At 66.4% G+C, this 26,572-nt stretch carries 25 protein-coding genes and 1 tRNA gene; 2 read left to right on the top strand and 24 right to left on the bottom strand.

Going from position 1 to position 26,572, the window contains the following annotated elements; all coding sequences use genetic code 11:
* Nucleotides 1–147 precede the first annotated feature (147 nt).
* The 5 genes from AC4OR5_RS20380 to amaB form a co-directional block, all read right to left on the bottom strand.
* Nucleotides 148–1,509, bottom strand: a complete 1,362-nt coding sequence (locus AC4OR5_RS20380) for a DNA recombination protein RmuC (RefSeq protein WP_003134034.1) — start codon at nucleotides 1,507–1,509, stop codon at nucleotides 148–150.
* A gap of 772 nt (nucleotides 1,510–2,281) precedes the next feature.
* A complete protein-coding gene (locus AC4OR5_RS20375; protein ID WP_003086331.1) occupies nucleotides 2,282–3,037 on the bottom strand; it encodes an RES family NAD+ phosphorylase in 756 nt (251 codons plus the stop codon).
* A 134-nt stretch (nucleotides 3,038–3,171) separates the two neighbouring features.
* The gene (locus AC4OR5_RS20370) at nucleotides 3,172–3,540 is read right to left on the bottom strand and encodes an antitoxin Xre/MbcA/ParS toxin-binding domain-containing protein (protein WP_003086329.1); all 369 of its coding nucleotides are present in this window, start codon (nucleotides 3,538–3,540) and stop codon (nucleotides 3,172–3,174) included.
* Between the two features lie 72 nt (nucleotides 3,541–3,612).
* Nucleotides 3,613–4,899: an L-pipecolate oxidase gene (amaA, locus tag AC4OR5_RS20365; protein ID WP_003086327.1), complete on the bottom strand. Its 1,287-nt coding sequence runs from the start codon at nucleotides 4,897–4,899 to the stop codon at nucleotides 3,613–3,615.
* 55 nt (nucleotides 4,900–4,954) lie between these two features.
* Nucleotides 4,955–6,448 (bottom strand): L-piperidine-6-carboxylate dehydrogenase, encoded by a 1,494-nt coding sequence (amaB, locus tag AC4OR5_RS20360; protein WP_003086325.1) that lies wholly within the window; start codon nucleotides 6,446–6,448, stop codon nucleotides 4,955–4,957.
* 174 nt (nucleotides 6,449–6,622) lie between these two features.
* Between amaB and AC4OR5_RS20355 the strand changes: the two genes are divergently transcribed.
* Nucleotides 6,623–7,099: a GreA/GreB family elongation factor gene (locus AC4OR5_RS20355; RefSeq protein WP_009877993.1), complete on the top strand. Its 477-nt coding sequence runs from the start codon at nucleotides 6,623–6,625 to the stop codon at nucleotides 7,097–7,099.
* Between the two features lie 2 nt (nucleotides 7,100–7,101).
* Here AC4OR5_RS20355 and AC4OR5_RS20350 read toward each other — a convergent pair whose 3' ends face one another.
* The 13 genes from AC4OR5_RS20350 to AC4OR5_RS20290 all read right to left on the bottom strand — a co-directional run bounded on the left by AC4OR5_RS20350 (nucleotide 7,102) and on the right by AC4OR5_RS20290 (nucleotide 20,387).
* Entirely contained in the window at nucleotides 7,102–7,377 is a 276-nt protein-coding gene (locus AC4OR5_RS20350) for a zinc ribbon domain-containing protein (protein WP_023099864.1), read from the bottom strand.
* Between the two features lie 98 nt (nucleotides 7,378–7,475).
* The gene (locus tag AC4OR5_RS20345; protein ID WP_058159958.1) at nucleotides 7,476–8,726 is read right to left on the bottom strand and encodes an OprD family porin; all 1,251 of its coding nucleotides are present in this window, start codon (nucleotides 8,724–8,726) and stop codon (nucleotides 7,476–7,478) included.
* 78 nt (nucleotides 8,727–8,804) lie between these two features.
* Nucleotides 8,805–9,791, bottom strand: coding sequence for an NADH:ubiquinone reductase (locus tag AC4OR5_RS20340; protein WP_003086306.1), 987 nt, complete (start codon nucleotides 9,789–9,791; stop codon nucleotides 8,805–8,807).
* Between the two features lie 15 nt (nucleotides 9,792–9,806).
* The gene (locus tag AC4OR5_RS20335) at nucleotides 9,807–10,724 is read right to left on the bottom strand and encodes an SDR family NAD(P)-dependent oxidoreductase (RefSeq protein ID WP_003086302.1); all 918 of its coding nucleotides are present in this window, start codon (nucleotides 10,722–10,724) and stop codon (nucleotides 9,807–9,809) included.
* Nucleotides 10,725–10,764: 40 nt separating this feature from the next.
* Complete coding sequence (locus tag AC4OR5_RS20330) at nucleotides 10,765–11,910, bottom strand: acyl-CoA dehydrogenase family protein (RefSeq protein WP_003086301.1); 1,146 nt, start codon at nucleotides 11,908–11,910, stop codon at nucleotides 10,765–10,767.
* Between the two features lies 1 nt (nucleotide 11,911).
* A complete protein-coding gene (locus AC4OR5_RS20325) occupies nucleotides 11,912–12,673 on the bottom strand; it encodes an enoyl-CoA hydratase/isomerase family protein (protein WP_003086299.1) in 762 nt (253 codons plus the stop codon).
* Nucleotides 12,673–13,737 carry an acyl-CoA dehydrogenase family protein gene (locus AC4OR5_RS20320; protein WP_058159957.1) on the bottom strand — a complete coding sequence of 355 codons (1,065 nt, stop codon included), beginning with the start codon at nucleotides 13,735–13,737 and terminating at the stop codon, nucleotides 12,673–12,675. The genes AC4OR5_RS20325 and AC4OR5_RS20320 overlap by 1 nt, the downstream gene beginning before the upstream one ends.
* A gap of 140 nt (nucleotides 13,738–13,877) precedes the next feature.
* Nucleotides 13,878–14,285, bottom strand: coding sequence for a PaaI family thioesterase (locus AC4OR5_RS20315; protein ID WP_058159956.1), 408 nt, complete (start codon nucleotides 14,283–14,285; stop codon nucleotides 13,878–13,880).
* Between the two features lie 23 nt (nucleotides 14,286–14,308).
* On the bottom strand, nucleotides 14,309–15,664 hold the full coding sequence (locus AC4OR5_RS20310; protein ID WP_058159955.1) for an MFS transporter: 1,356 nt from the start codon (nucleotides 15,662–15,664) through the stop codon (nucleotides 14,309–14,311).
* 81 nt (nucleotides 15,665–15,745) lie between these two features.
* Complete coding sequence (locus AC4OR5_RS20305) at nucleotides 15,746–16,612, bottom strand: MaoC/PaaZ C-terminal domain-containing protein (RefSeq protein ID WP_023122244.1); 867 nt, start codon at nucleotides 16,610–16,612, stop codon at nucleotides 15,746–15,748.
* Nucleotides 16,596–18,743, bottom strand: a complete 2,148-nt coding sequence (locus AC4OR5_RS20300) for an acetate--CoA ligase family protein (RefSeq protein ID WP_003117003.1) — start codon at nucleotides 18,741–18,743, stop codon at nucleotides 16,596–16,598. Before AC4OR5_RS20300 ends, AC4OR5_RS20305 begins: the two co-directional genes overlap by 17 nt.
* Nucleotides 18,744–18,852: 109 nt before the next feature.
* The gene (locus tag AC4OR5_RS20295; RefSeq protein ID WP_009876040.1) at nucleotides 18,853–20,004 is read right to left on the bottom strand and encodes a thiolase family protein; all 1,152 of its coding nucleotides are present in this window, start codon (nucleotides 20,002–20,004) and stop codon (nucleotides 18,853–18,855) included.
* Nucleotides 20,001–20,387, bottom strand: coding sequence for a Zn-ribbon domain-containing OB-fold protein (locus AC4OR5_RS20290; protein ID WP_003086280.1), 387 nt, complete (start codon nucleotides 20,385–20,387; stop codon nucleotides 20,001–20,003). Before AC4OR5_RS20290 ends, AC4OR5_RS20295 begins: the two co-directional genes overlap by 4 nt.
* Before the next feature lie 157 nt (nucleotides 20,388–20,544).
* Between AC4OR5_RS20290 and AC4OR5_RS20285 the strand changes: the two genes are divergently transcribed.
* The gene (locus tag AC4OR5_RS20285; RefSeq protein ID WP_003108626.1) at nucleotides 20,545–21,345 is read left to right on the top strand and encodes an IclR family transcriptional regulator; all 801 of its coding nucleotides are present in this window, start codon (nucleotides 20,545–20,547) and stop codon (nucleotides 21,343–21,345) included.
* 39 nt (nucleotides 21,346–21,384) lie between these two features.
* On the opposite strand, the gene wapB is transcribed toward AC4OR5_RS20285, so the two are convergent.
* The 6 genes from wapB to dapA all read right to left on the bottom strand — a co-directional run bounded on the left by wapB (nucleotide 21,385) and on the right by dapA (nucleotide 26,433).
* A complete protein-coding gene (gene wapB, locus AC4OR5_RS20280) occupies nucleotides 21,385–22,377 on the bottom strand; it encodes a 1,2-glucosyltransferase WapB (protein WP_077563314.1) in 993 nt (330 codons plus the stop codon).
* Between the two features lie 350 nt (nucleotides 22,378–22,727).
* A tRNA-Ser gene (locus AC4OR5_RS20275) sits at nucleotides 22,728–22,817 on the bottom strand.
* 93 nt (nucleotides 22,818–22,910) lie between these two features.
* Nucleotides 22,911–23,621 carry a phosphoribosylaminoimidazolesuccinocarboxamide synthase gene (gene purC, locus AC4OR5_RS20270; protein ID WP_003108622.1) on the bottom strand — a complete coding sequence of 237 codons (711 nt, stop codon included), beginning with the start codon at nucleotides 23,619–23,621 and terminating at the stop codon, nucleotides 22,911–22,913.
* 28 nt (nucleotides 23,622–23,649) lie between these two features.
* Complete coding sequence (locus tag AC4OR5_RS20265) at nucleotides 23,650–24,408, bottom strand: MBL fold metallo-hydrolase (RefSeq protein ID WP_058159954.1); 759 nt, start codon at nucleotides 24,406–24,408, stop codon at nucleotides 23,650–23,652.
* Nucleotides 24,347–25,537: an NlpB/DapX family lipoprotein gene (bamC, locus tag AC4OR5_RS20260; RefSeq protein WP_058159953.1), complete on the bottom strand. Its 1,191-nt coding sequence runs from the start codon at nucleotides 25,535–25,537 to the stop codon at nucleotides 24,347–24,349. Before bamC ends, AC4OR5_RS20265 begins: the two co-directional genes overlap by 62 nt.
* A 17-nt stretch (nucleotides 25,538–25,554) precedes the next feature.
* Nucleotides 25,555–26,433, bottom strand: a complete 879-nt coding sequence (gene dapA / locus AC4OR5_RS20255) for a 4-hydroxy-tetrahydrodipicolinate synthase (RefSeq protein ID WP_003086270.1) — start codon at nucleotides 26,431–26,433, stop codon at nucleotides 25,555–25,557.
* Between the last annotated feature and the right edge of the window lie 139 nt (nucleotides 26,434–26,572).

Genomic DNA, 26,572 nt, shown 5'->3' with positions numbered 1-26,572 from the left:
GCGCGGAACTTTCCTCCGCGCCGTGGCTCTGAACAGCCGACTTACTCCATGATCATCTTCAGGGCGTCCTTCCGGACGCCCTTCTTTTATCCCCCTCCCGGAAAGCCTCCGTTTTCTCGAAAGCCCGGGCACGGGATCGAACTGATCTCACTCCTCTCCGGCCTCTTCCACGGGCGCCACCAGCGCCCGGTCCAGCCAGTCCGTCGGCAGGCTCTTGCTGGCGCGGGCACCGAGCAGCTTGAGTTGCTCGCTGCGACTGATCAGGTTGCCACGTCCCTCGGTGAGCTTGTTGCGCGCCGCGGCATAGGCCTTGTCCAGTTGCTGCAGGCGCGAACCGACCTCATCGAGGTCCTGGACGAAGAGCACGAACTTGTCATACAGCGAACCGGCACGTTCGGCGATTTCCCGCGCATTCTGGTTCTGCCGCTCCTGGCGCCAGAGGCTGTCGATTACCCGCAGGGTGGCCAGCAGGGTGGTCGGGCTGACGATCACGATATTCTGCGCGAAGGCGTCCTGGAACAGGTTCGGCTCGGCCTGCAGGGCCGTCGAGAAAGCCGCCTCGATCGGCATGAACAGCAGGACGAAGTCGAGGCTGTGCAACCCTTCCAGGCGTCGATAGTCCTTGCCGGAGAGGCCTTTCACATGGTTGCGCAACGACGTTACGTGCTGCTTCAGCGCCTGCTGGCGCAGCAGATCGTCGTCAGCGGCGATGTACTGCTGGTAGGCCGTGAGACTGACCTTGGCATCCACCACCACCTGCTTGTCGCCGGGCAGGCGGATCAGCACGTCCGGCTGGAAGCGTTCGCCCTCGGCGCCCTTCAGACTGACCTGGGTCTCGTATTCCCGGCCTTTTTCCAGGCCTGCATGCTCGAGCACCCGCTCCAGCACCAGTTCGCCCCAGTTGCCCTGGGTCTTCTGACCCTTGAGCGCGCGGGTCAGGTTGGTCGCTTCCTCGCCCAGGCGCAGGTTGAGCTGCTGCAGACGCTCCAGTTCCTTGCTCAGGGAGAAACGCTCGCGCGCTTCCTGCTGGTAGCTTTCCTCCACCCGCTTCTCGAACGCCTGGATGCGCTCCTTGAGCGGATCGAGCATCTGCCCCAGGCGCTGCTGGCTGGTTTCGGCGAAACGCTGTTCGCGTTCATCGAAGATCTTTCCCGCCAGTTCGGCGAACTGTGCCCGCAACTCGTCGCGGGCCGACTGCAGGTCGGTCAGGCGCTGCTGGTGGCTTTCCTGCTGCTCGCGAAGTTCCGCAGCCAGCGCAGCCCGTTCGGAAGCCAGGCGACGCACTTCCTCTTCCCGGCCCTGGCGCTCGCTTGCCCAACGTGCCTCCGCCTGGGACGCCCGTTGCCGCTCCTCCCCCATCAACTCGGCTTCCCGACGCAGCGCGGCGACCTCGCCGGCGAGCCTGGCATGGCGCTCGCCGAGTTGCTGGTAAGCCTCCCTGCTGGTCTCCAACTGCGCATTCAGCCCGTCCTGGGCCAGTTGCGCGGTCGCCAGTCGCTCGCCGAGCAAGGCTATCTCGCGCTCCGCCAGGCTGGCCCTTCTCTGTAGCTGCCATGCCAGGCCGGCCAGGGGAATCGCGGCAGCCAGCAGGCCAAGCAACAGGTTCGGTAGATCGACGGGCATGGGGCACTCCAGCGGAAAACGACGCAACACCCGCCTGGCAGGCGCGCGTGCAGCGGATTCTAGGTTCTTGGGAAAAGACCGTCGAGCGAATAGCGCCGCGCCGAACGAGCACTCCGCTTCCGAGCTGTGCGTAACCCCATGCGCAGGACATTTCAGATACTTCCGTAACGGAAGCCATCGCCCTGCGCCCTTCGCCGCCGGGACATTTCTGCTTCCACGGCATTTTTGTCGCGGCTACAGGGCTTGCCTTGGAGCGTGCGATGTGCTGTCGAGCAAGCGCTTGGGAAATCCACAGATCCTGTGGATAACCCAGTGGAAAAGCCCCTAAAAAACTGCCGAACCCCCGATGGAGTGGGGCTATGGGACAGATTGACGATTTTTTCACCAACTATTTTTATCGTTATTTTTCAATAAGTTACGTTTCAAACATGAAAAATCAAGCGTTTAGAGCCTAACGCTCTCAACCCTTGACAAGCTGCTTTCCATTTGTGCACAAATTTTCGCCGAAGCCTCTTGCCGCCCCATTGCAGGGCAATGCCGTTCGAAATCCCCAGCCACTCTTTTCCTCGGGGCATGCAGGCCAGCAGCCCCGCCCAACCAGCAGGTTGCGGCCTCCAGACGGCGACCCCGGATCGCTGACAACCGTGCGACCCTCCACTCACGCCGGATGCGGCAACTTTCCGTCCACCAGGAACAGCTCCCAGGAGAAGATTTTCGGCGACCCCGGCACATGCGCCGGCTTGAAGGCCACGTAACCGGCCGTGGTTTCGCACAGCCAGGGCGTCAGGTTGCGAGGGCGCTTTTCGGTGAAGGCCGCGGGCGTGAACAGGGCGACATTGCAGCCGCGCTCCGGGCAACGCGCCGAACGGTATTCGAATGCCTGCACCCCGGCGCTGCGCATGGCACTCCCCAGTTCCTGGGGAGCGCGGTAGTCGGCGATGTCGGTCAGCGCAGCCTCGTGATCGGAGAAAGGCGGCGCCTGCAGACGGATTCCCCGCTCCACCTTCCAGCCCGCCTCGAACGAAGCGTGCTCGGACAGAATCCTCCCGCTCGGTGGCGGCACCGCCATGCCACTCCACAGGACACAACGGTAATACGCGCTTTCGGCCATGGCCGTTTCCAGCTTCAACGCGGCGTAGAACAGGCTTGGCTCGTGACGACGGCCAAACCGCGACCCCCAACGCAAGGGCGGATAACGGAACGGGGTCTTCAACAGGTAATGCAATGGCTCGGCATCCGCCGGCACCGGCGGCTTGCTCGACTCGAGCAGTTCCTCGAGCAACGCCTGTTCTTCCAGGGTGTCGACCAATTGCAGGGTCGCCACCTGCTCCTGGCTCTCCACCAACCGCACCAGCCGCCCCTGGAGCGGTCGGACATGCCGCTCACCCTTGCACTGTCGCCAGATCTCGCTCACCTTCCGCCCCTCGCTTCCTGTGGTGTCGGATGCCAGCGTAGCGGCACCGCAGTCTCCATTCAGCCAGGCGTGTCGCCTCTGGCTGCCAGCCTTTTCCGTGACAGGCGTAGGCCCCCGTACAGGCGCGCCGGGCATCAGACCTTGCCGCGGATCGCATCCAGGTATTCCAGCACATGAACCAGGCCCTGCACCTGTCCCATCAGTGCCAGCGGCTCGCCCGCCAGGTGATGGTTGGGAGTGCGCAGGAAGTGGCGCATGTCCTCCTGCTGCCCGCCGAACAGGGCATACAGTGCGCGATAGACCCGCACCAGCAGCAGAGCCAGCTCGCCGGTCTTGCTGTCCACCCGCAGGCCCTGGGTCTTCCAGCGGCTGATGGCGCTGCGATCGACGCCGACGATGCCGGCCAGTTCGAGCTGCGTCAGCCCCAATTGCTCGCGCGCGGCCAGGACGGCCTTGGCCAGGACAGCATCGGCGCTGGGACGTTCCTTGATGAGAGCGCTCATGACGACCTCCTCATGTGTGTTTACAACAAACTATCATTATTTTGCTGAAAACACACCTTGATTCGGTCGAACCTAGAGAACCACGCGCAAGCATTGACCGGCGTGATAGAGAGAAAAACCCATCTCGTAGGCGCAACTGCGCAGCCTGGCCGCGGGGACGGGCTTCATGTCACTGAACGGCAACGGCAATGTCGCTCGCTCGCCGCTCAGCAGGTAGTCGGCGAACGCCTTGCCCACTACCGTACCGGTGGTCACGCCGCGTCCGTTGTAGCCGGTCACCGCCAGCAAGCCTTGCGCAGGCTCGAACAGGCGCATCAGATGATCGGGGGTGAAGGCGATGCAACCCGTCCAGCTGTACTCCCAGTTGACCTGGCCCAGGTCGGGAAAGTAATGGCTCTGGATTCGATCGGCCCATTGCCGCAGGAACCAGGCGGGCTTGTTCGCGCCATTGCCGAGGCTTCCCAGCAACAGGCGGCCCTGGGCATCGCGACGGATGCTGCTGAGCACCGTCCTGGTGTCCCAGGAACCCTGGCCGTGAGGCAGGATGCGCTCGGCCGCGGCGCCGTGCAGCGGCGCCGAAGCCACCTGGTAGTAGTAGCCGGGAAAGAAGTGCCGCCTCAGGTTGGTCCACTCGCCCTCGGTATAGGCGTTGGAGGCGATCACCACCTGTTCCGCCAGTACCGCCCCCGCGGCGCTGCGCACCGCCCACAGCGCGCCCTGCCGCTCCAGGGCGAGCACCGGCGAGCGCTGGTACAGTTGCCCGCCCCGCTGTACGACGGCGGTGGCCAGTCCGCGCGAATAGGCCATGGGATTGAGAGTGCCGGCGCGTCGGTCGAGCAACGCCGCGCTGATTCGCCGGGTGCCGCAGGCCTCGTGGCAAGCCGCGCCGGTCAGCAACTCCAGCGGAGCGCCGCGGCGCGTCCACTGCGCGTGACGGCGTTGCAGATCGGCCACGCCGCTGGCGTTATGCGACATGTGCAGGGTGCCCTCGCGGCGCAACTGGCAATCGATGCCGAGGCGTTCGATGGTCTCCATCACCAGCGCCGGCGCCCGCCCCAGCACGGCGTTGAGCTTTTCTCCCTGCTCGGCGCCGAGGGTGGCGACCACCTCGTCCGGGGGAATCCAGGTGCCGGCGTTGATCAATCCGACATTACGTCCCGACCCGCCGTGGCCGACCTCGTACGCTTCCAGCACGCACACCGAACGGCCCGCCTCCAGCAGGTGGAGCGCCGCCGAAAGCCCGGTGAAACCGGCGCCGATCACACATACGTCGGCGCGCTGCTCGCCGTTCAGGCTCGCCGCTCCGGACAGGCGAGGCGTAACCACTTCCCACAAACACCGTTGCTGCAAACCGCCCATGCGCGACTCCGCTGCCAGCCTCATTGCCATGCGGCGGGAGCCCGCCGCGCCCCGTTCAATCGAAGGTGATGCCCTGTGCCAGCGGCAGCTCGCGGGAATAGTTGACGGTGTTGGTCTGCCGTCGCATGTAGGCCTTCCAGGCGTCCGAGCCGGACTCGCGACCGCCGCCGGTCTCTTTCTCGCCGCCGAACGCCCCGCCGATTTCCGCCCCGCTGGTGCCGATGTTGACGTTGGCGATCCCACAGTCACTGCCCGCCGCGCCCTGGAACAGTTCCGCCTCGCGCAGGTCGGTGGTGAAGATGCACGACGACAGTCCCTGGGGAACCTCGTTGTTCAGGCGCAGGGCCTCGTCGAAATCGCGGTAGCCGACTACGTACAGGATCGGTGCGAAGGTCTCCGTGCGCACCACTTCGGTCTGTCCCGGCATCTCGACGATGGCCGGCGACACGTAGTAGGCATCCGGATAACGCTCCTGCAATTGCCGCTCGCCGCCAAACACCCGTCCCCCCTGCTCGCGGGCTCGCGCCAGGGCGTCCTGCATGGCCAGGTAGCTGCGTTCGTCGATCAGCGGCCCGACCAGGTTGCCCTCCAGCGGATGACCGATACGGACCCTGGAATAGGCTGCCTTGAGGCGCTCGACTATCTCGTCCTTCACCGACTCATGGGCAATCAACCGGCGCAAGGTGGTGCAGCGCTGCCCGGCGGTGCCCACCGCGCCGAACAGGATGCCGCGCACCGCCAGGTCGAGGTCGGCGCTTGGCGCCAGGATCATCGCGTTGTTGCCGCCCAGTTCGAGGATGCAGCGAGCGAAACGCGCCGCCACCCGCGGCGCCACTTCGCGCCCCATGCGAGTGCTGCCGGTGGCGCTGACCAGGGCGACGCGACGGTCGTCCACCAGCGCTTCGCCGGCCTCGCGGTCGCCGATCAGCAATTGGCTCAGGTGCGCCGGCGCATCGCCGCCGAAGGCCCGCGCGGCACGCTCGAACAGTGCCTGGCAGGCCAGTGCGGTGAGGGGGGTCTTCTCCGAAGGCTTCCAGACCACGGAATTACCGCAGACCAGCGCCAGCGCGGTATTCCACGACCACACCGCGACTGGGAAGTTGAACGCGCTGATCACGCCTACCACGCCCAGCGGGTGCCAGGTCTCGCGCATATGGTGGCCGGGACGCTCGGATGCGATGGTAAGACCGTACAACTGGCGCGAGAGGCCCACCGCGAAGTCGCAGATATCGATCATTTCCTGGACTTCGCCGAGGCCTTCCTGGGTGATCTTGCCCGCCTCCCAGGACACCAGTTCGCCGAGTTCGGCCTTGTGCCGACGCAATTCCTCGCCGAACAGCCGCACCAGTTCACCACGGCGCGGCGCCGGCACCTGGCGCCAGGCGCGGAACGCCTGTTCGGCGCGCTCGACCTTGGCGGCAACGGCGGCGCGCCCCTCCAGTCGCACCGCAGCCAGGCGACTGCCGTCGATGGGGGTATGCACGGCAAGCTCGCCATCGCGAAAAGCATTGGGGTCGAGGCCGAGACTGCGCAGCAATCCGTCGATCATGTGAGGTTCTCCTGGCTGTTCGTTTCCGCTCGTTTTAGTCGGTTTGCCCGGTAGCGACAAACGACCTTTATTCGCCACGTCATTCCGAGTTTTCATACTGGCTCCGAGCTGTCGCGATCCGCCGTCTTTCCCGTACCATGCACGCCTTCGCCGGCCAGCCCCCGCCTACCCGACATGGACAAGAAACAGCTGTTGCGCCTGATCACGGAAAAGCTCGCCGCGGACCTGGAAGTCGCCGTCCGCGCCGCGCAGACCGCCCATGAGACGGCAACCCACGAAGAGAACGTCGCCGAGAACAAGTACGACACCCTCGGCCTGGAAGCGGCCTACCTGGCCGCCGGGCAGTCGCGCCGGGTCGAGGAGATCCGCCAGGCGCTGGGCCTGTACCGCAACCTGGTGCTGCGCGATTTCGACGAGGAACAGGGCATCCAGCTCACCGCGCTGGTCACCCTGCTGAACGCCGACGGCAGCCGGCGAACAGTGTTCCTCGGCCCTGAGGCGGCCGGGCTGAAGATCGATTGCGAAGGTCGCGAGGTGTTGGTCATCACGCCTCGCTCGCCACTGGGCCAGAGCCTGATCGGCAGGCACCCGGGCGACGAGACCGGGGCGAAGGACTCCCTCCTTGCGGTGGAAATCCTCGCCGTCGACTAAGGCTACTGCTGCGGCGCACCGCAGGCGCCGCAGAACTTCGCGCCCGCCGCGAGATCGGCGTTGCAGGCGATACAGCGCAGCGGCGCCAGGGCGCCGCCGCAGCCCTGGCAGAATCGTGCCGTCGCCGCATTCTCGGTGCGGCAGGCGGGACAGGCCATTCCCGCCGCGACTGGCGCCGGCGGATAGCCGCCCTGACCGCGGTGATGACCGCCGCCGTGATGACCACCGCCCTGTCCATGATGACGCCCACCCATCAACAACCGTTCGAAGAACCCCATGGCACAACCCTCTCGTCTGGATCTGACGGCTTCCAGTGAAAAGGCTGTAGCCACTACAGGGTCAATGGCGCGGAAACATCGGGAAACTCAAGTCCGCTTCACCACAGCGGCAACGCGTAGCTGACGATCAGCCGGGTCTCGTCGATGTCGTTGCCGAAATCGCTGCGGAAGGTGCCGTTGCGCAACTTGATCCCCAGGCTCTTCAGCGGCCCCGATTGCACCAGGTAGGCGATATCGGTGTCCCGCTCCCATTCCTTGCCGCGCCCACCGCCGTCCAGAAGGTCGATGTGTTCGCCACGCAGGTAGCGGCTCATGAATGTCAGGCCGGGCAGGCCGATGGCGGCGAAGTCGTAGTCGTAGCGCAACTGCCAGGAGCGCTCGTCCTTGTTGGCGAAATCGCCGATCTGCACGAAGTTGACCAGATACGGATCGGTCCCGCCCAGGTAGGCGAAGCCGCTGTCGCCGGACATGCGCTGGTAGCCGAGGCCGAAGGCGTGGCCGCCCAGGCGATAGGTGAACAGCGCATTCAGCGCGCGATTGTCGACGCGGCTGCCGCCCTCGTCGGTGGAACGCGCCCAGCGGATGTCGGACTTCAGCGACTGGTCATCGGCGAGCGGCAAGAGGTGCTGCACGCCGAGATAATGCTGGCGGTAGAAATCCTCCAGGTTGGCGTAGTGGTAGCTGCTGCTCAGGCGCTCGCTCCAGCGGTAGGTACCGCCGGCGAAGTCGAAGCGGTCGCTGCCGGGGTGCCGGCCCGCCAGTACGTTGCGCTTGTTGCCGCGGGTGATGCCGAGGTCTTCGGCGTTGGTCGAGTCGCGCTGCTTGACCTGGCGCAACTGGCCGAACTGCAGCGCCAGCCCGTCGATCTCGTTCACTTCCAGCAGTCCACCCTGGAAGGTTTGCGGGTGCAGGCGCGTGTCGTTGAACTGCACCACCGGCAGCCTGGGCATCAGGCTGCCGATCTTCAGCGTACTGTGCGAGACCCGTAGCTTGGCGGTCAGGCCCAGGCTGGAATAGTCGTGGGCGGCGCGCCGGTCGCTCGTCGAATACGGCAACAGACCGCTACCGGATCGCTCTGGCGAGGAGTCCAGCCTGACGCCCAGCAGGCCCAGCGCATCGACACCCAGGCCGAAGAGCCCCTCGGTGTAGCCGGACTCGTAGCGCAACAGGAAACCCTGCGCCCACTCCTCCGAATAGGACTGGCTGGCACCGGGCTGGCGATAGTCGCGATTGAAATAGAAATTGCGCAGTTCGAGGCCGGCCTTGCCGTCGGCGAAAAACTCCGCCTGGGCGAACGACGGCAGCAACGCCAGCCCCGCGGCCAGCATCGGAACGGGAAGAATTTTCATTGTTGTTGTCTCTTCGTCGTCAGTGGATAGACACGGCGCCGCGGCCACTCCCTGCCGCGACCGCCGTGGCGGAGCGGATCAGACCCCGGCGAGCATGCCCTCCAGGCGTTGACGCACCAGTTGGCGCGCCTGCTCGACGATGTCCCTGAGCAACTCGGCGCAGGCCGGTTCGTCGTCGATCAGGCCCTGGACCATGCCGGCCGACCAGATCCCCAGGTCGGTATCGCCCTGCTGGTACACCTGGCGACCGCGCTGGCCGCTGACCAGCGCGGCGATATCGGCGTAGCCGGCGCCGCCGCGTGCCTCGATCGCCAGTACTTCCTGGCTGATCGCGTTGCGCGCCACCCGCGCGGTATTGCGCAGGGAACGCATGATCAGGTCGGTGGAACGCTCGTCGGCCGCACGGATCGCCGCCTTCACCGCAGGGTGTATCGGACATTCGCGAGTGGCCAGGAAGCGCGTGCCCATGTTGATCGCGTCGGCACCCAGCGCCAGCGCCGCGACCAGGCCACGTCCATCGGCGAAACCGCCGGAGGCGATGATCGGCACGCGTAGCCGGTTGGCCGCGGCCGGCAGCAACACCAGGCCGGGGATGTCGTCCTCGCCCGGGTGGCCGGCACACTCGAAGCCGTCGATGGAGACGGCGTCCACACCCAGTCGCTCGGCCTTGAGCGCATGGCGCACGGCGGTGCACTTGTGGATCACCTTGACGCCGTGTCGACGGAATTCGGCGATGTGCTCGCCGGGGTCGTTGCCGGCGGTTTCGACGACGCGGATTCCCGCCTCGATGATGGCTGCGCGATATTCGGCATAGGGCACCGGCTTCTGCGTCGGCAGCAAGGTCAGGTTGACCCCGAACGGCCGATCGGTCAGCTCGCGGCAGCGGGCAATCTCCGCAGCCAGTGCCTCCGGGCTCGGCTGGGTCAACGCCGACAGCGTCGCCAGGCCACCGGCGTTGGCCACCGCCGCAGCCATCTCGGCACGGCCGACCCACTGCATGCCGCCCTGCATGATCGGGTGTTCGACGCCGAAGGTCTCGGTGAAACGGGTCCTGAACACGCCCATGGATTGCCTCCTCGGTCAGATCGGGTCCCAGGAGAACACGTCCGGGCTGCGCGCCAGGTCCATGAAGCTGCCGCGCAACGCCGGCATGCCGTGCTCGGCGATGCTCTCCGGGGTCCAGCCGTGCTCGCTATGCACACTGCGCAGCGGCCGGCTCTGGCTCATCAGGAAGAGTTCGTGGTGACGCGCGGCGAACACCTGGCCGGTGACCTCGCGGGCGGCGTCGGACGCCAGGTAGACGGCCAGCGGCGCGTTCTTCTCGGGGGTCATGCGCTGCAGCTTGTCGACGCGGGCCTTCTGCTCCGGGGTTTCGGCCGGAATCGAGTCGGTCATCCGGCTCCAGGCGAACGGCGCGATGCAATTCGAACGCACGTTGTAGCGCTGCATGTCGAGGGCGATGGATTTGCTCAAGGCGACGATGCCCAGCTTGGCCGCGGAATAATTGGCCTGGCCGAAGTTGCCGATCAGCCCGGAAGTGCTGGTCATGTGTACGAAGGCGCCGGCCTGCTGGGTACGGAAGCGTTCGGCGGCGGCCCGGCTGACGAAGAAGCTGCCGTTGAGATGGACATTGATCACCGACAGCCAGTCGTCGGCGCTCATCTTGTGGAAGATCGCATCGCGCAGGATGCCAGCGTTGTTCACCACGATATCCAGACGCCCGAAACCGTCCATGGCGCATTCGACGATACGCCGCGCGCTGTCCCAGTCGGCGACGCTGTCGGTGTTGATCAGACCTTCGCCGCCTCGCTGGCGGATCAGGCCAAGGGTCTCTTCGGCCGGCGAGGCCGACCCGCCCTCGCCCTGTAGCGATACGCCGATATCGTTGATCACCACCCGTGCCCCGGAATCGGCCAGGGCCAGGGCGATCTCGCGGCCGATGCCGCCGCCCGCGCCGGTAACGATCGCGACCTTGCCTTCATTGAGTCTGCTGCTCATGGGTAATCCTCTTCGTCCCGTCGATGTCGTTCGGTTGCGCTCAGCCCGGCAGGCCGAGGACGCTCTTGGCCAGGATGTTGCGCTGGATTTCGTTGCTGCCGCCGTAGATGGTGGTCGGCCGCGACTGGATGAAGATCCCCGCCGGATGCAGCTCGGGGTCTTCGGCGAAGGGCTGCAGCAGGGCCGAGTCCTCCCCGGCGACCTCCAGGCCCAGCTCGCTGATGCGCTGGAACAGTTCGGACTGGAATATCTTCAGCATGGATACCTCCGGGCCGAGGCTCTCCCCACGCCGCAGGCGTTCGGCGAAACGCTCGTAGAGCGCCTTGTGGCTGTCCAGGTCCATGCTCAACGCGGCGAAGCGGCGCGCGAACAGAGGGTCGTGCCACAGTCCCAGGTGCCGGGCCAGGCGCTCCAGGCGCTGGAGGGCGAAGGTGGACTGCTTGGGCGAACCGAGGAAGATCCGCTCGAAACCGAGCAGCGCCTTGGCCATGCTCCAGCCCTGGTTGATTTCGCCGACCAGGCTGTCGTAGGGCACCCGCACGTCGTTGAAAAACACTTCGCAGAACTCGCCGTGCAGCTCCAGGTTGAGGATCGGCCGCACCTCGATGCCCGGGCTGTCCATCGGCACCAGCAGGAAGCTGATGCCGTGCTGCGCCTTGGCGCTGCGCTCGGTGCGGACCAGCAGGAAGATCCAGTTGGCCTCCGAGCCCATGGTGGTCCAGGTCTTCTGTCCGTTGATCACCCACTCGCCGTTTTCCAGGCGCGCCTCGGTGCGCAGGCTGGCCAGGTCGGAGCCGGCGTTGGGCTCGCTGTAGCCCTGGCACCAGATGTCTTCGCCGCTGAGAATGCGCGGCAGGAAGCGCGCCCGTTGCGCCTCGTCGCCATAGCGGATCAACAATGGGCCGAGCATGGTCACGCCGCTGTCGGGCAGGCGCGCGCAGCCGTACTCCTCCATTTCCTCCATCATGATCAGTTGCTTGCCGGCGCTCAGCCCCATGCCGCCGTACTCCCTGGGCCAGCCGGGACACAGCCAGCCCTGGCGCGACAACAGCAGGTACCACTCGCGGGTTTCCTCGCGCCCCAGGCGACGGGGCGGATTGCGGATGCGCTGCGGATAGTTGGCGGCGATCCACTCACGGACCATCAGGCGAAAGGCGTTGTCATCGAGACTGTCGTAGTCGGTCATCTCAGTTTCCTCTGAATACGGGGGGACGCTTGGCGAGAAAGGCCGCCTTGCCCTCGGCGTGGTCGGCGCTGAGAAACAACTGGCTCTGCAACTCGCCCTCCCGCTCCAGCAATAGGTCAAGGCCCTCGGCGAGCAACGCCTTGGTCATCGCCAGGGGCAACGGCGCCTGCTGCTCCACCCGCCCGGCCAGTTCCAGCGCCATCGCCAAGGCGCCGCCAGCGGCGCAGAGGCGGTCGGCCAGGCCGATGCGCAGTGCCTCCTCGGCCTCTACCACCTGGCCGAACATCAGGATCTGCCGTGCCCGCCCCCAACCGATGCGCGCCGGCAAGGTATGCAACTGGCCAAGGTCGGCGAGCAGCCCGACCTTGCCGAAGCCGGCGGCGAAGCGGGCGCCGGCGCCGCAAACGATGCTGTCGCAGGCCAGCGCCACGGACAGCCCGGCTCCCACCGCCCAGCCCTCGACCGCGGCGATCAGCGGCTTGCCCATGCGCACCATCTGCCGCACCAGCCGCGCGTTGTCCTGCATTCGCGCCCTGCCGGCGGCCAACTCGGTCACCCGCATGTCGCCCAGGTCGCCGCCGGCGCAGAACACCTCTTCGCCACCGGTCAGCAGCACGCTGCGGATCGATGGGTCGCATTCGGCCGCCTCCAGGGCCCGCAGCAATTCCATGCGCAGCGCCGGCGACAGTGCGTTGCGCCGGGCCGGGTTGTCGAAGCGCAGCAGGCGCACCGTGCCGCGCGTTTCCTGCAACAAACCGCTCATCAGGCCACCTCCCGCTGTAGCAGCGCGGCGTAGCGCGCCTTGTGGAACGCCAGCGAGCCGTGGGCATTGAGCAGTACCATGGCGCGGCGCAGGAACAGGCCGATGTCCGCCTCGTCGGTGTAGCCGATGCCGCCGTGCAACTGGATGGCCTGGCGGGTCACCAGCAGAGCCGCTTCCGAGGCCCGTACCCGTGCGCTGGAAACCTGCCGCTGGCGCTCGCTTTCCGACGCCCCGGCATCGATCGCGGCGGCGGCCTGCTCGACCATGGCGCGCGACAGTTCGATCTGGATCCTCAGGTCGACCATGCGGTGCTGCAGCGCCTGGAAACTGCCGATCTCGCGGCCGAACTGGCGACGTACCTTGAGGTACTCCAGGGTTCGCTCGAAGGCGCCATCCATCAGTCCGACCAGATAGGCCGCGCAGGCCAGCGCTGCCTCGTCCAGAACCTGTTCCGTTACCTCGCCGGACAACCACCGTGCCGGCGCATCGCGGAAACGCAGGCGCGCCAGGTGAGCGCCATCCTGGGTCGCCTCGCAGAGCAGTTCCACGCCATCGGCATCGCGCTCGACCAGCGCCAGGCCCTGCTCGCAGGCCACCAGCCAGGCATCGGCGGCACCAGCCAGATGTACGTGAGCGACTTCGCCGTGCAACCGCCCTTCCTGCATACGAGGGCGTCGCCGCCCATCGCGGTAGGCGATGCCCACCGGCAGGACCAGCCGCTCGGCGGCCAGCAACGCAACGCGCTCGTCTTCCGGCAGCAGCGGCGCCACCAGCCCGGCCTCGATCAGCGGCTCGGGCAGCAGGCCGCGCCCCAGCGCCTCCAGCAACGCCGCGTATTCGCTCATGCCCAGGCCGCTGCCGCCCAACGCTTCATCCAGGCGCAGCGCCGGCCAGCCCATGGCGCAGACCTCGCGCCAGGCCTGGCGGTCCACCCCGCTACCGGTGAAACGACCGCGGCGCACGCGGCTCAGGTCGCCGTCGCGCGGCACCAGCGAAGCCGCGCTGTCGCGGATCATCCGCAGACGCTGCTCGCGCTCGCCGGCCCACTCGTCTTGCTCACTCATCTGTTCGCCCTCCTGTCGATACGCCGACCGCCCGTCCGTCATCTGCACGGGCGGCGCCGGCTTGTCCGCGCGGAGCGACCGCGCAGGCCGTGGTCCGGACGCGCGACGGATGGCTCCGCTGCCGCGCCGCCGGAACTCCGCTACGGCTTAGCCGCGCGGTACCTGAAGCTGCCCGAGGCCATGGCGATGACCTCGCCGTCCTCGTTGCAGATTTCCGCCGTGCAGAAGCAGATCGTGCGGGTCCGCCGCACCACCCTGCCAACCGCACGAAGCTCGCCGCGGGCGCTACCCATGAAGTGGGTAGCCATGTCGATGGTCACCATCGAGCAGTCCGGCAAGCAGGCACGGATCGCCTGGGCCATGGCGGCGTCCAGCACCGACATCAACACCCCGCCATGGAACTGTTGCAGGTAGTTCATCAGTTCCGGGCGATGCCCCAGGCGCACCCGCGCCACCCCGTCGGCATCGGTCCAGCGCTCGAAGCCGATGAACTCCTGGAAGCTGGCGGGCCGCTGCTCCGCCGCTGGCTGTCGTGGAAAAGAACTCATGGATGTGCACTCCTTCCGCAGGATCAGGCCTTGGCCGCGCGCCGCTCGGCGGTATCCACGGCACTGCCCGGCGCTTGCCGTCGGGAAGCGCTCTCGCCATCGCGGGACTCGCGGTTCGGGTCGTAGAGCCGGTCCGCAATGAACAGCGCCGGGATCAGTCCGGTGAGCACGTAGGTGATGCCCATCACCAGGAAACCCGCGCCGATCGACACGTGGGTGGCCAGCAGGCCGATGCCGGCGGGCGCCACCGCCGCGCCGATACGACCCAGGTTGTAGGCGGTGCCCACCGCCGAGCCGCGGACGCGGGTGGAGAAGCTCTCGGTCATGTAGGTGGCCAGCACCCCGACCGGAACGCCGTAGATGAAGCCGAAGGTGATGAGGATCCAGAGGATGTTGGAGGGCGAGTGGTAGAACACGATCAACGGCATGAAGGCGGCGCTGCCGATGGCCCCGGCGGCGAAGGTCAGGCGCCGGCCGAAGACATCGGCGCAGACACCGGCGGCGACCTTGCCGAGGATCATCGCGCTGTAGGTGCCGACCATGTAGCCGGTCATCGACTTGAAGTTCATCCCCAACTCGCTCTCCAGGTAGGACGGCATCCAGTTGTTGGTGCCGTAGTAGCCGAACAGCAGGAAGCAGGAGGTGAGGCTCCAGAGCAGGAACATGCCGCGCGTTTCCGGATCGCCCAGCATCCGTCCCAGCGGGCCGGCGCCACCAGCCTCGGCGTGGCTCTGCGGAGCCGCGCCGGGACGCTGGCGCCCGGCCTGGGCCGCGAGCCAGGACGGCGACTCCGGCACCCAGGGCCGCAGGGCCAGGCAGACCAGCGCCGGCGCCACGGCGGTGAAGAACAAGGCGCGCCAGCCGAACTCGGGGATGATCTGCCCCGCCAGCAGGGTCGCCACCAGGTAGCCCACGGTCCAGCCGGCCTGCATGGCAGCGAGGATGGTGGTGCGGTACCTGGTTCCGACGCACTCGGACATCAGGATGTTGCAGGCGACGAACAACGAGCCGAGGCCGAGCGAGGCGACGAAGCGGATCAGCGCGAACTGCCAGTAGTTCTGGGTCAGCCCCAGCAACGCGGTACCGATGGAGAACAGCACGATGGTCCAGGTCACCACTCGCACCCGGCCGAAGCGGTCGCAGCACCAGCCGCCATAGATACCGCCGACGGCCATGCCGGCGAGAGTCAGGCTGCCGAGGGAGCCGGCTTCGAAGTTGCTCAGGCCGAATTCGGCCTTCAGGCTGTTGAGGCTGTAGGCCAGGAACATCAGGTCGACGCCGTCGGCGAGCAGGCCGAGGAAGCAGAAGACGAAGGCGATCAGCATGGTGCGCCGGGAAATGGCCGGCGCCGGGTTCGGGGAAAGCGCGGTTGCATTCATTATTCTTGTTCTCGCAAGCAGGATTTCGGTTGATCTTCACGGCAGCCCGACGGTCGTTCCCTCGCGCCACCGCCCTTCGCTTCAGTCCGGCCGCTCTGGCGGCGGACCTACCCGGCCGTTGTCCAGCACCACCACATCGCGCTCGACGACGCGAGTGCGGAACGAGCCGTCGCTCCACATCTCGGTACGCAAGGTCTCGCCGGGAAACACCGGAGCCGAGAAACGCACCTGCAGATGTCCCAGTTGCTCCGCGCGGTAGTCGGCGAGCCCGCGCAACACCGCGTGGAATGCCACGCCGAGGGTGCACAGGCCATGCAGGATCGGCCGCGGGAAGCCGGCCCGCAGCGCTGCCGCGGGCTCCGCGTGGAGCGGGTTGTCGTCGCCGTTGAGGCGGTAGTACAGGGCCTGCTCCGGACGGGTCGGCAGGTCGAGTCGCAGGTCGGGTGTCCGTTCAGGCAAGCGATGCGGCGTTTCCGGCACCTGCCGGGAACCACCGAAGCCGCCGTCGCCGCGAAGGAAGGTGGTGCTGCGGGCGACAGCCAGCACCTCGCCGCTGAGCGCGTCGCTGAGCACCTTCTCGCTGTAGAGCAGCGCGCCCTTGTCGGCGCCCTTGTCTACCAGACCGGTGACCCGGGTCCGACCGATCACCTCGCCTTCCGCCGGCAACGGCCGCCGCCACTCCAGGCGCTGCTCGCCGTGAACCAGGCGCAGCGCGTCCACGCCAGTCGCCGGATTGCCCAGCCAGAAGCCCGGATGACCGAGCACCAGGGCCATGCACGGCAATGCCTGGAGATCGCGGCACGGATCGACGTAGACCAGTTGGCGCTCGTCCAGCGGGTCGCCGCCCAGACCGAGGGTCAATGCATAGAAGGCGCTGTCGCGCCGGCTGTAGCGCTGGCGTACTTCGGGGATCGGGTAGTTCAGGAGCACCTCAGGATCGAGCGCCATCGGCCACCTCCTCGACTTCCAGCACCGCATCCACCGCCCAGGCGCCCTGGCCCTCCGGCAAGGCGATGACCGGGTTGAGGTCCACCGAGCGCAAGCGCTCTCCCGCCTCCCAGGCGAACCGCGAGAGATTCGACAGCAGCCGTGCCAGCGCCGCGACGTCGGCCCGCGGCCGGCCTCGCGCGCCGAGCAGGAGCGGCGCGCCTCTGATGCTACGGATCATCGCCTCGGCTTCGTCGACCTCGAACGGGCAGCGGCGGAACACCACGTCCTGCAGCACCTCGACGAAGATCCCGCCCAGGCCGAACAGCGCCACCGGGCCGAACAGCGGATCGCGCTGGATCCCCATGAAGCACTCCACCCCGCCCTGCAGCTGGCGCGCCACCAGGACGCCATCGAGACGCGCCTGCGGCGCCTTCTCGGCGGCCCGGCGCAGGAGCAGTTGGAAACCGGCGCGTACCGCGTCCGCATCGCTTACGCCAAGCAACACGCCGCCGATTTCCGACTTGTGCTGGATGTCCGCCGAGGCGAGCTTCAGCACCACCGGGTATCCGATGCCCTCGGCGAAGGCAACCGCCTCTTCGGCACTACCCAGCACCGCCTCGGCGGCGGACTCGATACCGGCGCGCGCCAGCAGGCGCTTGGCCTCGGCTTCGCCGGGCGTGGAGGCGGGCAACTGTAGCCCGCCGGCAGGCCGGCGCAGGCGCAACGGCCGGGCGAAGGCTTCGCCGAGCCGCCCCATGGCCTGGATCGCCACTACCGCCCGGGTGGGGTCTTCGAACAGTGCGAAGCCGGCCTCCTCGTAGGGTGCCAGCTCTTCCCCCTCGCCCATCACCGAGACCACGAACAGACGCTCGGGATGAGCCTCCTTGATCCGCCGGAACTGCTCGGCCAGGCGCGCGCCGATGGAGGCGGCGGTGCCGGCCTGGGTGAAGAAGGCGAGCAGCGAACGGTAGCCACCGTCGACCACCATCGACTCGGTAAAGTCGCGCACCAGCGTCAGATCGTTCAGGGCCTGCGCGGTGCAGTCCACCGGGTTGATCGGCGAGGCGAAGGACAGCCGTTCCTTCAGCCGCTCCTGGGCCATGTCCGGCATCGGCGGCATCGGCAGGCCGACTTCCTCGGCGACATCGCTGACGATGATCCCGGCGCCGCCGCTGACGGTGATCATGCCGAGGCTGTTGCCCACCGGATAGATACGCCGGGTGGCGAGGTAGGCGATGTCCATCAGTTCCTCGGTGGTCCTGGCGCGGATCACCGCATAGTCGCCCAGCACGGCGTCCAGCACCTTGTCGTCGCCGGCCAGCGAAGCGGTGTGGGACAGCGCCGCGCGGCTACCCAGGGCGCTGCGCCCGACCTTGTGCAGGATCACCGGCTTGCCGGCGCGATGCGCGGCCTCCAGGGCGGCGAGGAAGCTGTCGACGTTGCGGATGGATTCGGCGTAGGCCATCACCACGTCGATCTCCGGCGACTCCACCAGCCAGCCGATGCTGTCGCCCAGGGTGACGTCGGCCTCGTTACCGGTGGCCACGCAGATAGGGGTTCCCAGGCGGCGCTGGCGCGCCATGCCGAGCAGGTGCGCGCCGTAGGCGCCGGACTGGGTGGCGATGCCTACCCGGCCGGGCAGCGGTACGCCACGTTCCAGGCTGGTGGAGAAGAACGCGTAGTAACCTAGGTTACTGTTGAACGCGCCCAGCGCATTCGGACCGAGCAGACGCATACCGTACTCGCGGGCAGCGGCTACCACCGCATCCTGCATCGCCGCGCCGGCCTCGCCGACCTCGCTGAATCCGGAAGAGAACACGATGGCACTGCGCGCCCCCTGGCGGCCCAGTGCCCGGACGGTCTCCAGCACCTGAGGCGCAGGCACCGCGACAATGGCCACGTCCGGTGCCTGCGGCAGCTCCGCGACGCTGGCGAAGGCCGGTAGCCCCTGGATTTCAGCACGGTTCGGATTGACCGGGAGGATTTGCCCGGCATAGCCATGGCGCAGCATGTAGGCGATGGGTCGGCCACCGATGCGGGTCGGGTCGCTGGAAGCGCCGATCACCGCGACCGAGCGTGGTTCGATCAATGGAGTAAGACTGGCGAAACGGGGAGCGTCGATGAGCTGTTGCGAGTGGTTCGCTGACATGGGTTCACCTGATCCGTTTGTCTGTGGCCGGCACGACAACCTTCTCGCGGGCGAGCGCGCCCGCGGGACGCCGCCACGGCAGCGCCCGGAAGGCCTGTCGGCCAGGGGTCTAGAGCGTGTCGCCGGTGCCGAGCAACGCGGTTACCTGGCTGGACAGCGTGCCACCGTTGCCGTGCAGCAACGCCACGTCGGCCTTGGCCAACTGCCGCTCGCCGCCCTGGCGGCGGAGCTGGGTCACCGCCTCGATGATCAGGAACATCCCGTACATCCCCGGATGCACGCAGGACAGCCCGCCACCGTTGGTGTTCACCGCCAACTCGCCGCCGGGCGCGATGCGTCCGCCCTGGACGAATGGGCCGCCCTCGCCCTTGGCGCAGAATCCCAGGTCCTCGAGGAACAGCAGGGTGTTGATGGTAAAGGCGTCGTAGAGCATCACCAGGTCGATGTCGGCGTGCCGCACACCGGCCATCTGCATGGCTCGCGGAGCGCTTTCCGAGGCCGCCGTCACGGTGAGGTCGGGCATCGACACGATCGAGCGATGCCACTGCGCTCCGGCCGCGCCAAGGAAGTACACCGGCGCATTGGGCAAGTCGCGGGCGCGCTCGGCGCGCACTACCACGCAGGCGCCGCCGCCGTCGGTGACCAGGCAGCAGTCGGCGGCGCTCAGCGGGTCGCTGACCATCCGCGCGGCAAGGACGTCATCGACGCTCAACGGCCCGCGGGCGAACGCCTCAGGATTCAGGTTGGCCCATTGCCGGGCAGAGACCGCCACCTCGGCGAGCTGCTCGCGTGTGGTGCCGTACTGGTGCATGTGCCGGCTGGCCGCCAGGGCATAGGCGGTGATCGGGTGGCGCGGCTTGTAGGGCGTCTCGTGCCATTGTGGCTCGCTCATCGATACCAGGCGGCCGCCGGCGGTTCGCTGGTTGGAGCCGTAGCAGATCAGCGCAGCGTCGCAGAGACCGGCCTCCAGTGCCAAAGTGGCCTGCAGCAGGTGCAGCTCGAAACTGGAGCCGCCGATATTGGTGCCATCCACGAACTTCGGGCGGATGCCGAGGTATTCGGCGACCGACAAGGTGGGAAAGGCATGGGAGCTGGTGGCGGCGAAGATCGCGTCGATGTCGGAAAGCTTCAGGCCGGCATCGGCAATGGCCTTGAGCGACGCCTGGCCGAGCAGTTCGATGGCGCTGTAGCCCGGCGCCTCGCCGACGCCGGCGCTACCGATGCCGACGATGGCGGTCTTGCCACGGATGGCCGCGCTCATGGTCGTCCCTCCTGGTGGGGAACGAACACCACGACATTGGCACCGTCCTGCTCGACGATGCGCGCCTGCACACGGGTGCCGATCGGCAGGCTCTGGTGCCCGTCGATCCGCGACATCATGCGCACGCCCTCGTCCAGGTCGACCAGCGCGACATTGTGATTGCCGCCGCGGGAGCGATTGACAGTGATCGCGTAGAGCGTACCCAGGCCGCTGGCGGGAACCCACTCGAGATCAGTCTCGCCGCTACCCGGCACCAACTGGCGCGGGTAGAACACATGGCGACCGCTGGAACGGCTGCGCTGCAACATGAAACGGCCCTGGGCGAGAAACGCAAGGTACTGCGCCTCAGGTCCCGGAGTACTGCCATCGGGAAGATCTGCCACGAGGTTTCTCCTTTGTTCTTGTCGACCTTTGCTGCAAAGTGCATCGCGCTGGACGCCGAACCGGATACTGCTTCCGTTCCCGGTTGTACGTTCCGGAAGGCCAGAATATATTCACTATCGTGAATGTCAATCACAATACTGAATGAAAAGAGGAAAAATGACCAAGGACGCCACAACCAAAGGCACCAGCAGCAAAGATGTCGGCGCGGTAGTGAACGCCATTCAGATACTTCGCCACCTAGCCCACGCCGACGGACCGCAAGGCGTGGCCGCCATCGCTCGCGCCACCGGCATCAGCCCGAGCAGCGCCTTCAATATCCTGCGCACCCTGAGCAACGAACGGCTGACCTCCTTCGACGATGCGGGCAAGACCTACCAACTGGGCCTTGGCCTGTCGGAACTGGCCGTAGGATTCGTCGGACGCAGCTATGCCGACCTGATCCAGCCAGAGCTGGAGCGACTGAGCCTTGCCCACCACATCCTCATCGCCCTGTGGCAAGTCACCGACGATGCGCACATCCGCGTCATCGCCCTTGCCGCACCGCCCGTCGCCCACGTCAACGTCGCCGTCGGCACGCGCCTGCCGGAACTGGTCGGCGCCGCCGGGCGTTGCATTGCCGGCCTGCGCGAACTGCCGGAGGACGAACTGCGCCGCCGACTGACCCGCGTGCGCTGGGAAAATCCGCCGAGCTTCGAGCGCTACCAGGCCGAAGCGTCCGAGGCCGTCGAGCGCGGCTGGGCTATCGACCAGGAACACCTCTACCGCGGCGTGAGCATGGTTGCCAGCGCCATCACCGACCGCGACGGACAACCGCGCTTCGCCATCTCCGCGATCGGCATCAGCGCCCAGCACCAGCCCGACGACCTGGAACGGATCGGCACCAGCCTGCGGGATACCGCGCGCTTCGTGAGCCGCGCGCTATTTCCCCAGGGCGAGGCACTGAAGGAGAAATCCTGAAATGATATTCAACCCACTGAAAGATTAGCCGGCCAGCCGTCATCGACCCTCGACGCCGGTACCACCTTTCAACCCGAGGACCGGCAGATAACGGAGAAAGCGCCAGAATCGCTTCAGCGTCACCCGGTCCCACGCCCGCAGCGGCACCGAGCGGAACAACTGCCAGGCATATCGCCCATCCTGGACAACAGCCTTCTTCAGCGCCTTGTTCAGGATCAGTTGCCGGGCCCGGCGATAATTCGGGTGAGCCCGATAAGGCTCGATGGCTTGCATATCCGCCTCGTAATTGAGCTTGTACCTGCCGGACAGACCGCTTCCATGCCGGCGATAACGCCCCATGTAGGCCGGCAGTCGATGAATTTCATAGCCCTGCGCCGCGATCCTTAGGGTGATCTGGAAATCCTGCACGCGAATCGACGGGTCGAAGAAATCCGCCCGCTTCATCGCTTCCATGCGGTAGAGCGCCGTCAGCGGCATGACCACCAGGGTCTCGGCCAATGCTGCATCGAACCCCCAACGCTCCACACACCCCTCGCTGAAACCGTCTCGCGCCACTTCGTTACCGGCACTGTCGATACAGATATTGAAACCGCCCACGCACCCGACCTCGGGGTGCGCAAGCAAGTAGTCGACGCGCGTGTCGAGCGCTCCAGGCAGGAGAATGTCGTCCAGGTCGGGAGTCATCACGAACTCGCCCCGCGCATGACGCAAACCGTGATTGAGCGCGTCGCTCACCCCTCGGTTAGCCTGGCGGTAGAGCTGGAAACCGTGACGCTCGCGGAGCATGGCGAGACGCTCATAGGTGTCGTCCGTGGATCCGTCATCCACCACAATCAACTCGAGATTGGGATAGCCCTGCGCGTAGATGCTGGCGATCGCCTCGTCCAGATACTTCGAGATATTGAAACAGGCGCAAACGACGGAAACGAGCGGACGCATTTCTTCCTCCCCAGCCCCGTCTCCGGGACTCGGCACAAACCGATATCCTGGCTGTCCGCCGGAGGGAAACCGTGCCATGCAGCTCGGCCACACATCCGCGGCGCCTTCAAGCGCCGGGATACTAAGAAGAACCGCACCGACCATCGAAACCGGCAGGTCGCCCGACCCGGCGCCCGAAGGACAGAAAATCGGAAGCGGTGGAGAAATGCGCGCTCAGCGCACCCACGAAACCCAGGCAGAGCGGGACGACCACCCAGAGGAGAAGGAAGGGCAGAACCAAGGAAGGGCCCGCAGCATTCCTAGGAAAGCTGCACGACCTGGCCGGCACCCGAAACCATGGCACGGCTTTTTCGCCCGCCCGGCAGAGGGGATGCCCGAACACTCGCCAGAAAAGACAAAGCCCCCGGAACGCCAGGCATTCCAGGGGCTTTGCTCATATGTAATGGCGGAGAGATAGGGATTTGAACCCTAGGAGCCATTGCTGACTCAACGGATTTCGAATCCGTCCCGTTCGACCACTCCGGCATCTCTCCGTGCGGCGCGCATGATACCAGCTTGTACGAAGAACGCGAAGCTTTCTTGAAGATTTTTTCGCGTTCTTTCAGATGGTTGCGCGCGTTAGGAGGTTAAAGCGGCACGCCCAGGCGCTTGGCTACCTCTTCGTAGGCTTCGATCACATCGCCGAGGCCCTGGCGGAAGCGGTCCTTGTCCATCTTCTTGCGGGTTTCCTTGTCCCACAGACGGCAGCCGTCCGGGCTAAACTCATCGCCGAGGACGATCTGGCCATGGAACAGGCCGAACTCCAGCTTGAAGTCCACCAGCAGCAGACCGGCGTCGTCGAACAGCTTGTTCAGCACTTCATTGACCTTGAAGGAATAGGTCTTCATCTGCGCCAGCTGCTCGGGAGTGGCCCAGCCGAAGGCCTGGACGTGGGATTCGTTGATGAACGGATCGCCCAGGGCGTCGTTCTTCAGGAACAACTCGAAGGTGGGAGGAGTCAGGGCGATGCCCTCTTCCACGCCGAGGCGACGCACCAGGCTGCCGGCGGCAAAATTGCGCACCACGCACTCGACCGGGATCATGTCGAGCTTCTTCACCAGGCACTCGGTATCCGACAGCAGCTTGTCGAACTGGGTCGGAATGCCGGCAGCTTCCAGCTTCTGCATGATGAAGGCGTTGAACTTGTTGTTCACCGCGCCCTTGCGATCGAGCTGTTCGATGCGCTTGCCGTCGAAGGCGGAGGTGTCGTTGCGGAACAGCAGGATGAGACGATCGGCATCGTCGGTCTGGTAAACCGACTTGGCTTTGCCGCGGTAGAGTTCTTCGCGTTTTTCCATGATGGGCTCCGCTTACGGGTAATAGGGCCTAGGCGATCTCGCGCCAATCCAGGCCTGAATGCTGATCGGCCACCTGCAGCCAGCCCGGATCGCACCCGAGGGTGTCGACGAAGGTTTGCCGGGCCAGCTGCGGCGAGTTGTTCTTTTCGCTGAGATGGGCCAGCACCAGGTGCTGCATGCGGCCCCAATCCAGCTGCTTCACCAGCTCTGCGGACTGATGGTTGTTCAAGTGCCCTCGCGAACCGCCTACGCGGGCCTTGAGAAAATAGGGATACGGGCCACCGGCAAGCATCGTGCTGTCGTGGTTGGCCTCGACCACCAGAGCATCCACCGCACGATAGCACTCCAGCACCTCGGCCGTGGCCATTCCCAGATCGGTGAGCATGCCGAAGCGCCGCTGCCCGTCGGACAGCACGAACTGGGTAGGCTCGCGGGCGTCGTGCGAGACGCCAACCACCTGCACTTCCAGCCCGCGGATCGCCAGGCGCTGGCCGGCCCCCAACAGCTCGGCGGGGTGCACCGGGCGGCGCATGCCGCTCAGGGTACCCGCACTGAGATAGACCGGGATTTGGTAATGCCGCGCCAGCAGTTCGACGCCATGGATGTGATCGGCGTGTTCGTGCGTGACCAGGATCGCGTCCAGCTGCGCGGGACTCAGCCCCAGGCGCGCCAGACGCTTGATGATTTCACGCAGCGGGAAGCCGCAATCGATCAGTATCCGGGTGTCAGAACTGCTCACCAAGGCCGAATTGCCCCGGCTTCCGCTGCCCAGAACCGCGAACCGCATTGCGCATGCTCTCCTGGAGTTTTTCCAGTACGTTTTGCGCGACATCGGCCGGCGCAGAGGTGTTGATGTCCTTGTCGACGGTGACCTGCACGGCGTCGCTGACGGTGGTCAGGCGGACCTGGTAGCGCTGCGCCTTGGCGTCTTCCTCTTCCTTGGTCTTCTCGCCGCCGCCGAACAGGCGACTGAAGAACCCGGGCTTGTCTTCGTCGGGTTTCTTCGCCCCTTCGGCGATGTTCACGTAGTACACGCCAAGGCTGCGGTTGAGGTCGTCGACGCGGATATCGGCGTTATCCAGGGCACGCCCGACGCTGACCCAGGAGCGGTCGAAGTCGGATTGCAAGGTCAGCACCGGGTTGCCGCTGCCGTCCTTGCTCAACTCGAAGGTGCCGGGCGTGTCGTAGATCGAGTTGGCTGCCAGCAGGGAGACCGAGCCGCCCTGCTCGGCGCTGCGCGCCATGCTCGCGACCATCTCGTCGAGCAGCGCCGCGTCGAGGCTCGGCGCCACCGACTTGCTCGGCCAGTTCGGGCTGCTGGTGTCACCGGCGGCGCGGGTCTGGCTGAGCACGTAGACCTCGCTGGTATTGCTTTGCACGCCGGGCTCGATACGCACCCGAACCCGTGCCTGGCCGTCCGGCTCGACGCCGCTCACGCGGCTGCTAAGGCGGCGTGCCAGCGGCGCGGAAAGCTGCGACAGCGATTGCCAGTCGGAACTGAACTCACCGGTCTGCGGGCGCTCGTCGGCGATGCGGAAACCGTTCTCCTCGAAGAACTGCCGGGCCACCGGCCAGACTTCCGCCGGCGGACGCTGGGCCACGACCCAGCGGCTATCGCCGCTGCGCTGCAGGCTGTAGTCGCTGATGTCGCCGGCGTTGGCCAGCGGCTGCGGACGCGGAACCTCGTACTCACCCTCTTTTTCGTGGGTGGTGGCGACGTTCAGCGGAATCGGCAGCAGCGGATCGAGCGGCTTGCTGTGCACCCCTTCGGGCAATTGCATGGGAGGCGTCTCGCGGGCGCCGAGGTAGTCGTCGCCGCGGTCGCGGAAATAGCCCTCCGGCCCCCACAGCCAGCCGCAGCCGGAAGTGTTGCCGATAACCAGGGCGAGGGCGGTCAGTCCAGCCAGTCGCTTCATTGCGTGGAGCTCCTTGATCAAGCCAATACGCCGGTCTGGCGCATGGCCTGACGCAGCGGCTCGTGGCAACGCGGGCTGAGCCAGGTCAGGGGCAGGCGGATGCCCTCGGGGATCAGACCCATCTCATGCAGGGCCCACTTCACCGGAATGGGGTTGGATTCGATGAACAGCGCCTTGTGCAGCGGCATCAGGCGGTCGTTGATGGCGCGCGCAGCAGCGGCGTCGCCGCGCATGGCGGCGGCGCACAGGTCGCTCATGGCGCGCGGCGCGACGTTGGCGGTCACGGAGATGTTGCCCTTGCCACCCAGCAGCATCAGCTCGACGGCAGTGGCGTCGTCGCCGGAATAGACGAGGAAGTCCTTGCCGACGCGCTCGATGACTTCCTTGGCGCGTTGCAGGTCGCCGGTGGCCTCCTTGATGCCGATGATGTTCGGCACCTTGGACAGGCGCTCGACGGTCTCCGGAAGCATGTCGCAGGAAGTACGCCCGGGCACGTTGTAGAGGATCTGCGGGATCGCAACGGCTTCGGCGATATGGCGGAAGTGCTGGTACATGCCTTCCTGGGTCGGCTTGTTGTAGTACGGCGTCACCAGCAGGCAGGCGTCGGCGCCGCCGCTTTTCGCGGCCTCGGTCAGCGCCACCGCCTCGCGGGTGGAGTTGGCGCCGGTGCCGGCGATCACCGGGATGCGGCCCTTGACCTGGTCGACCACGCGACGGATCACCTGGATGTGCTCTTCCACGTCCAGCGTGGCCGATTCACCGGTGGTGCCGACGGCGACGATGGCGTTGGTGCCTTCCTGCAGGTGGAAGTCCACCAGCTTGGCGAGGCTGTCCCAGTCCAGTCGACCCTGAGCATCGAAGGGGGTGACCAGTGCCACCATACTGCCCGCAATCATGCAACCGCTCCTGCCGCGAAATTAAAGCGGTAATGGTACTGTCGGCGGCAGGCCTTGCACAAGACGAGCGCCACCTCGTCGGAAGCCGCTGACAGGCGGCAGACGTTTCCCTCGGCGGCGCTTTTCGCTACCCTTCCCG

It is taken from the genome of Pseudomonas sp. YA1, from assembly GCF_058680555.1.
Note: the sequence above shows the minus strand (reverse complement) of the source record. Positions and strands in the feature narration are given on the sequence as shown.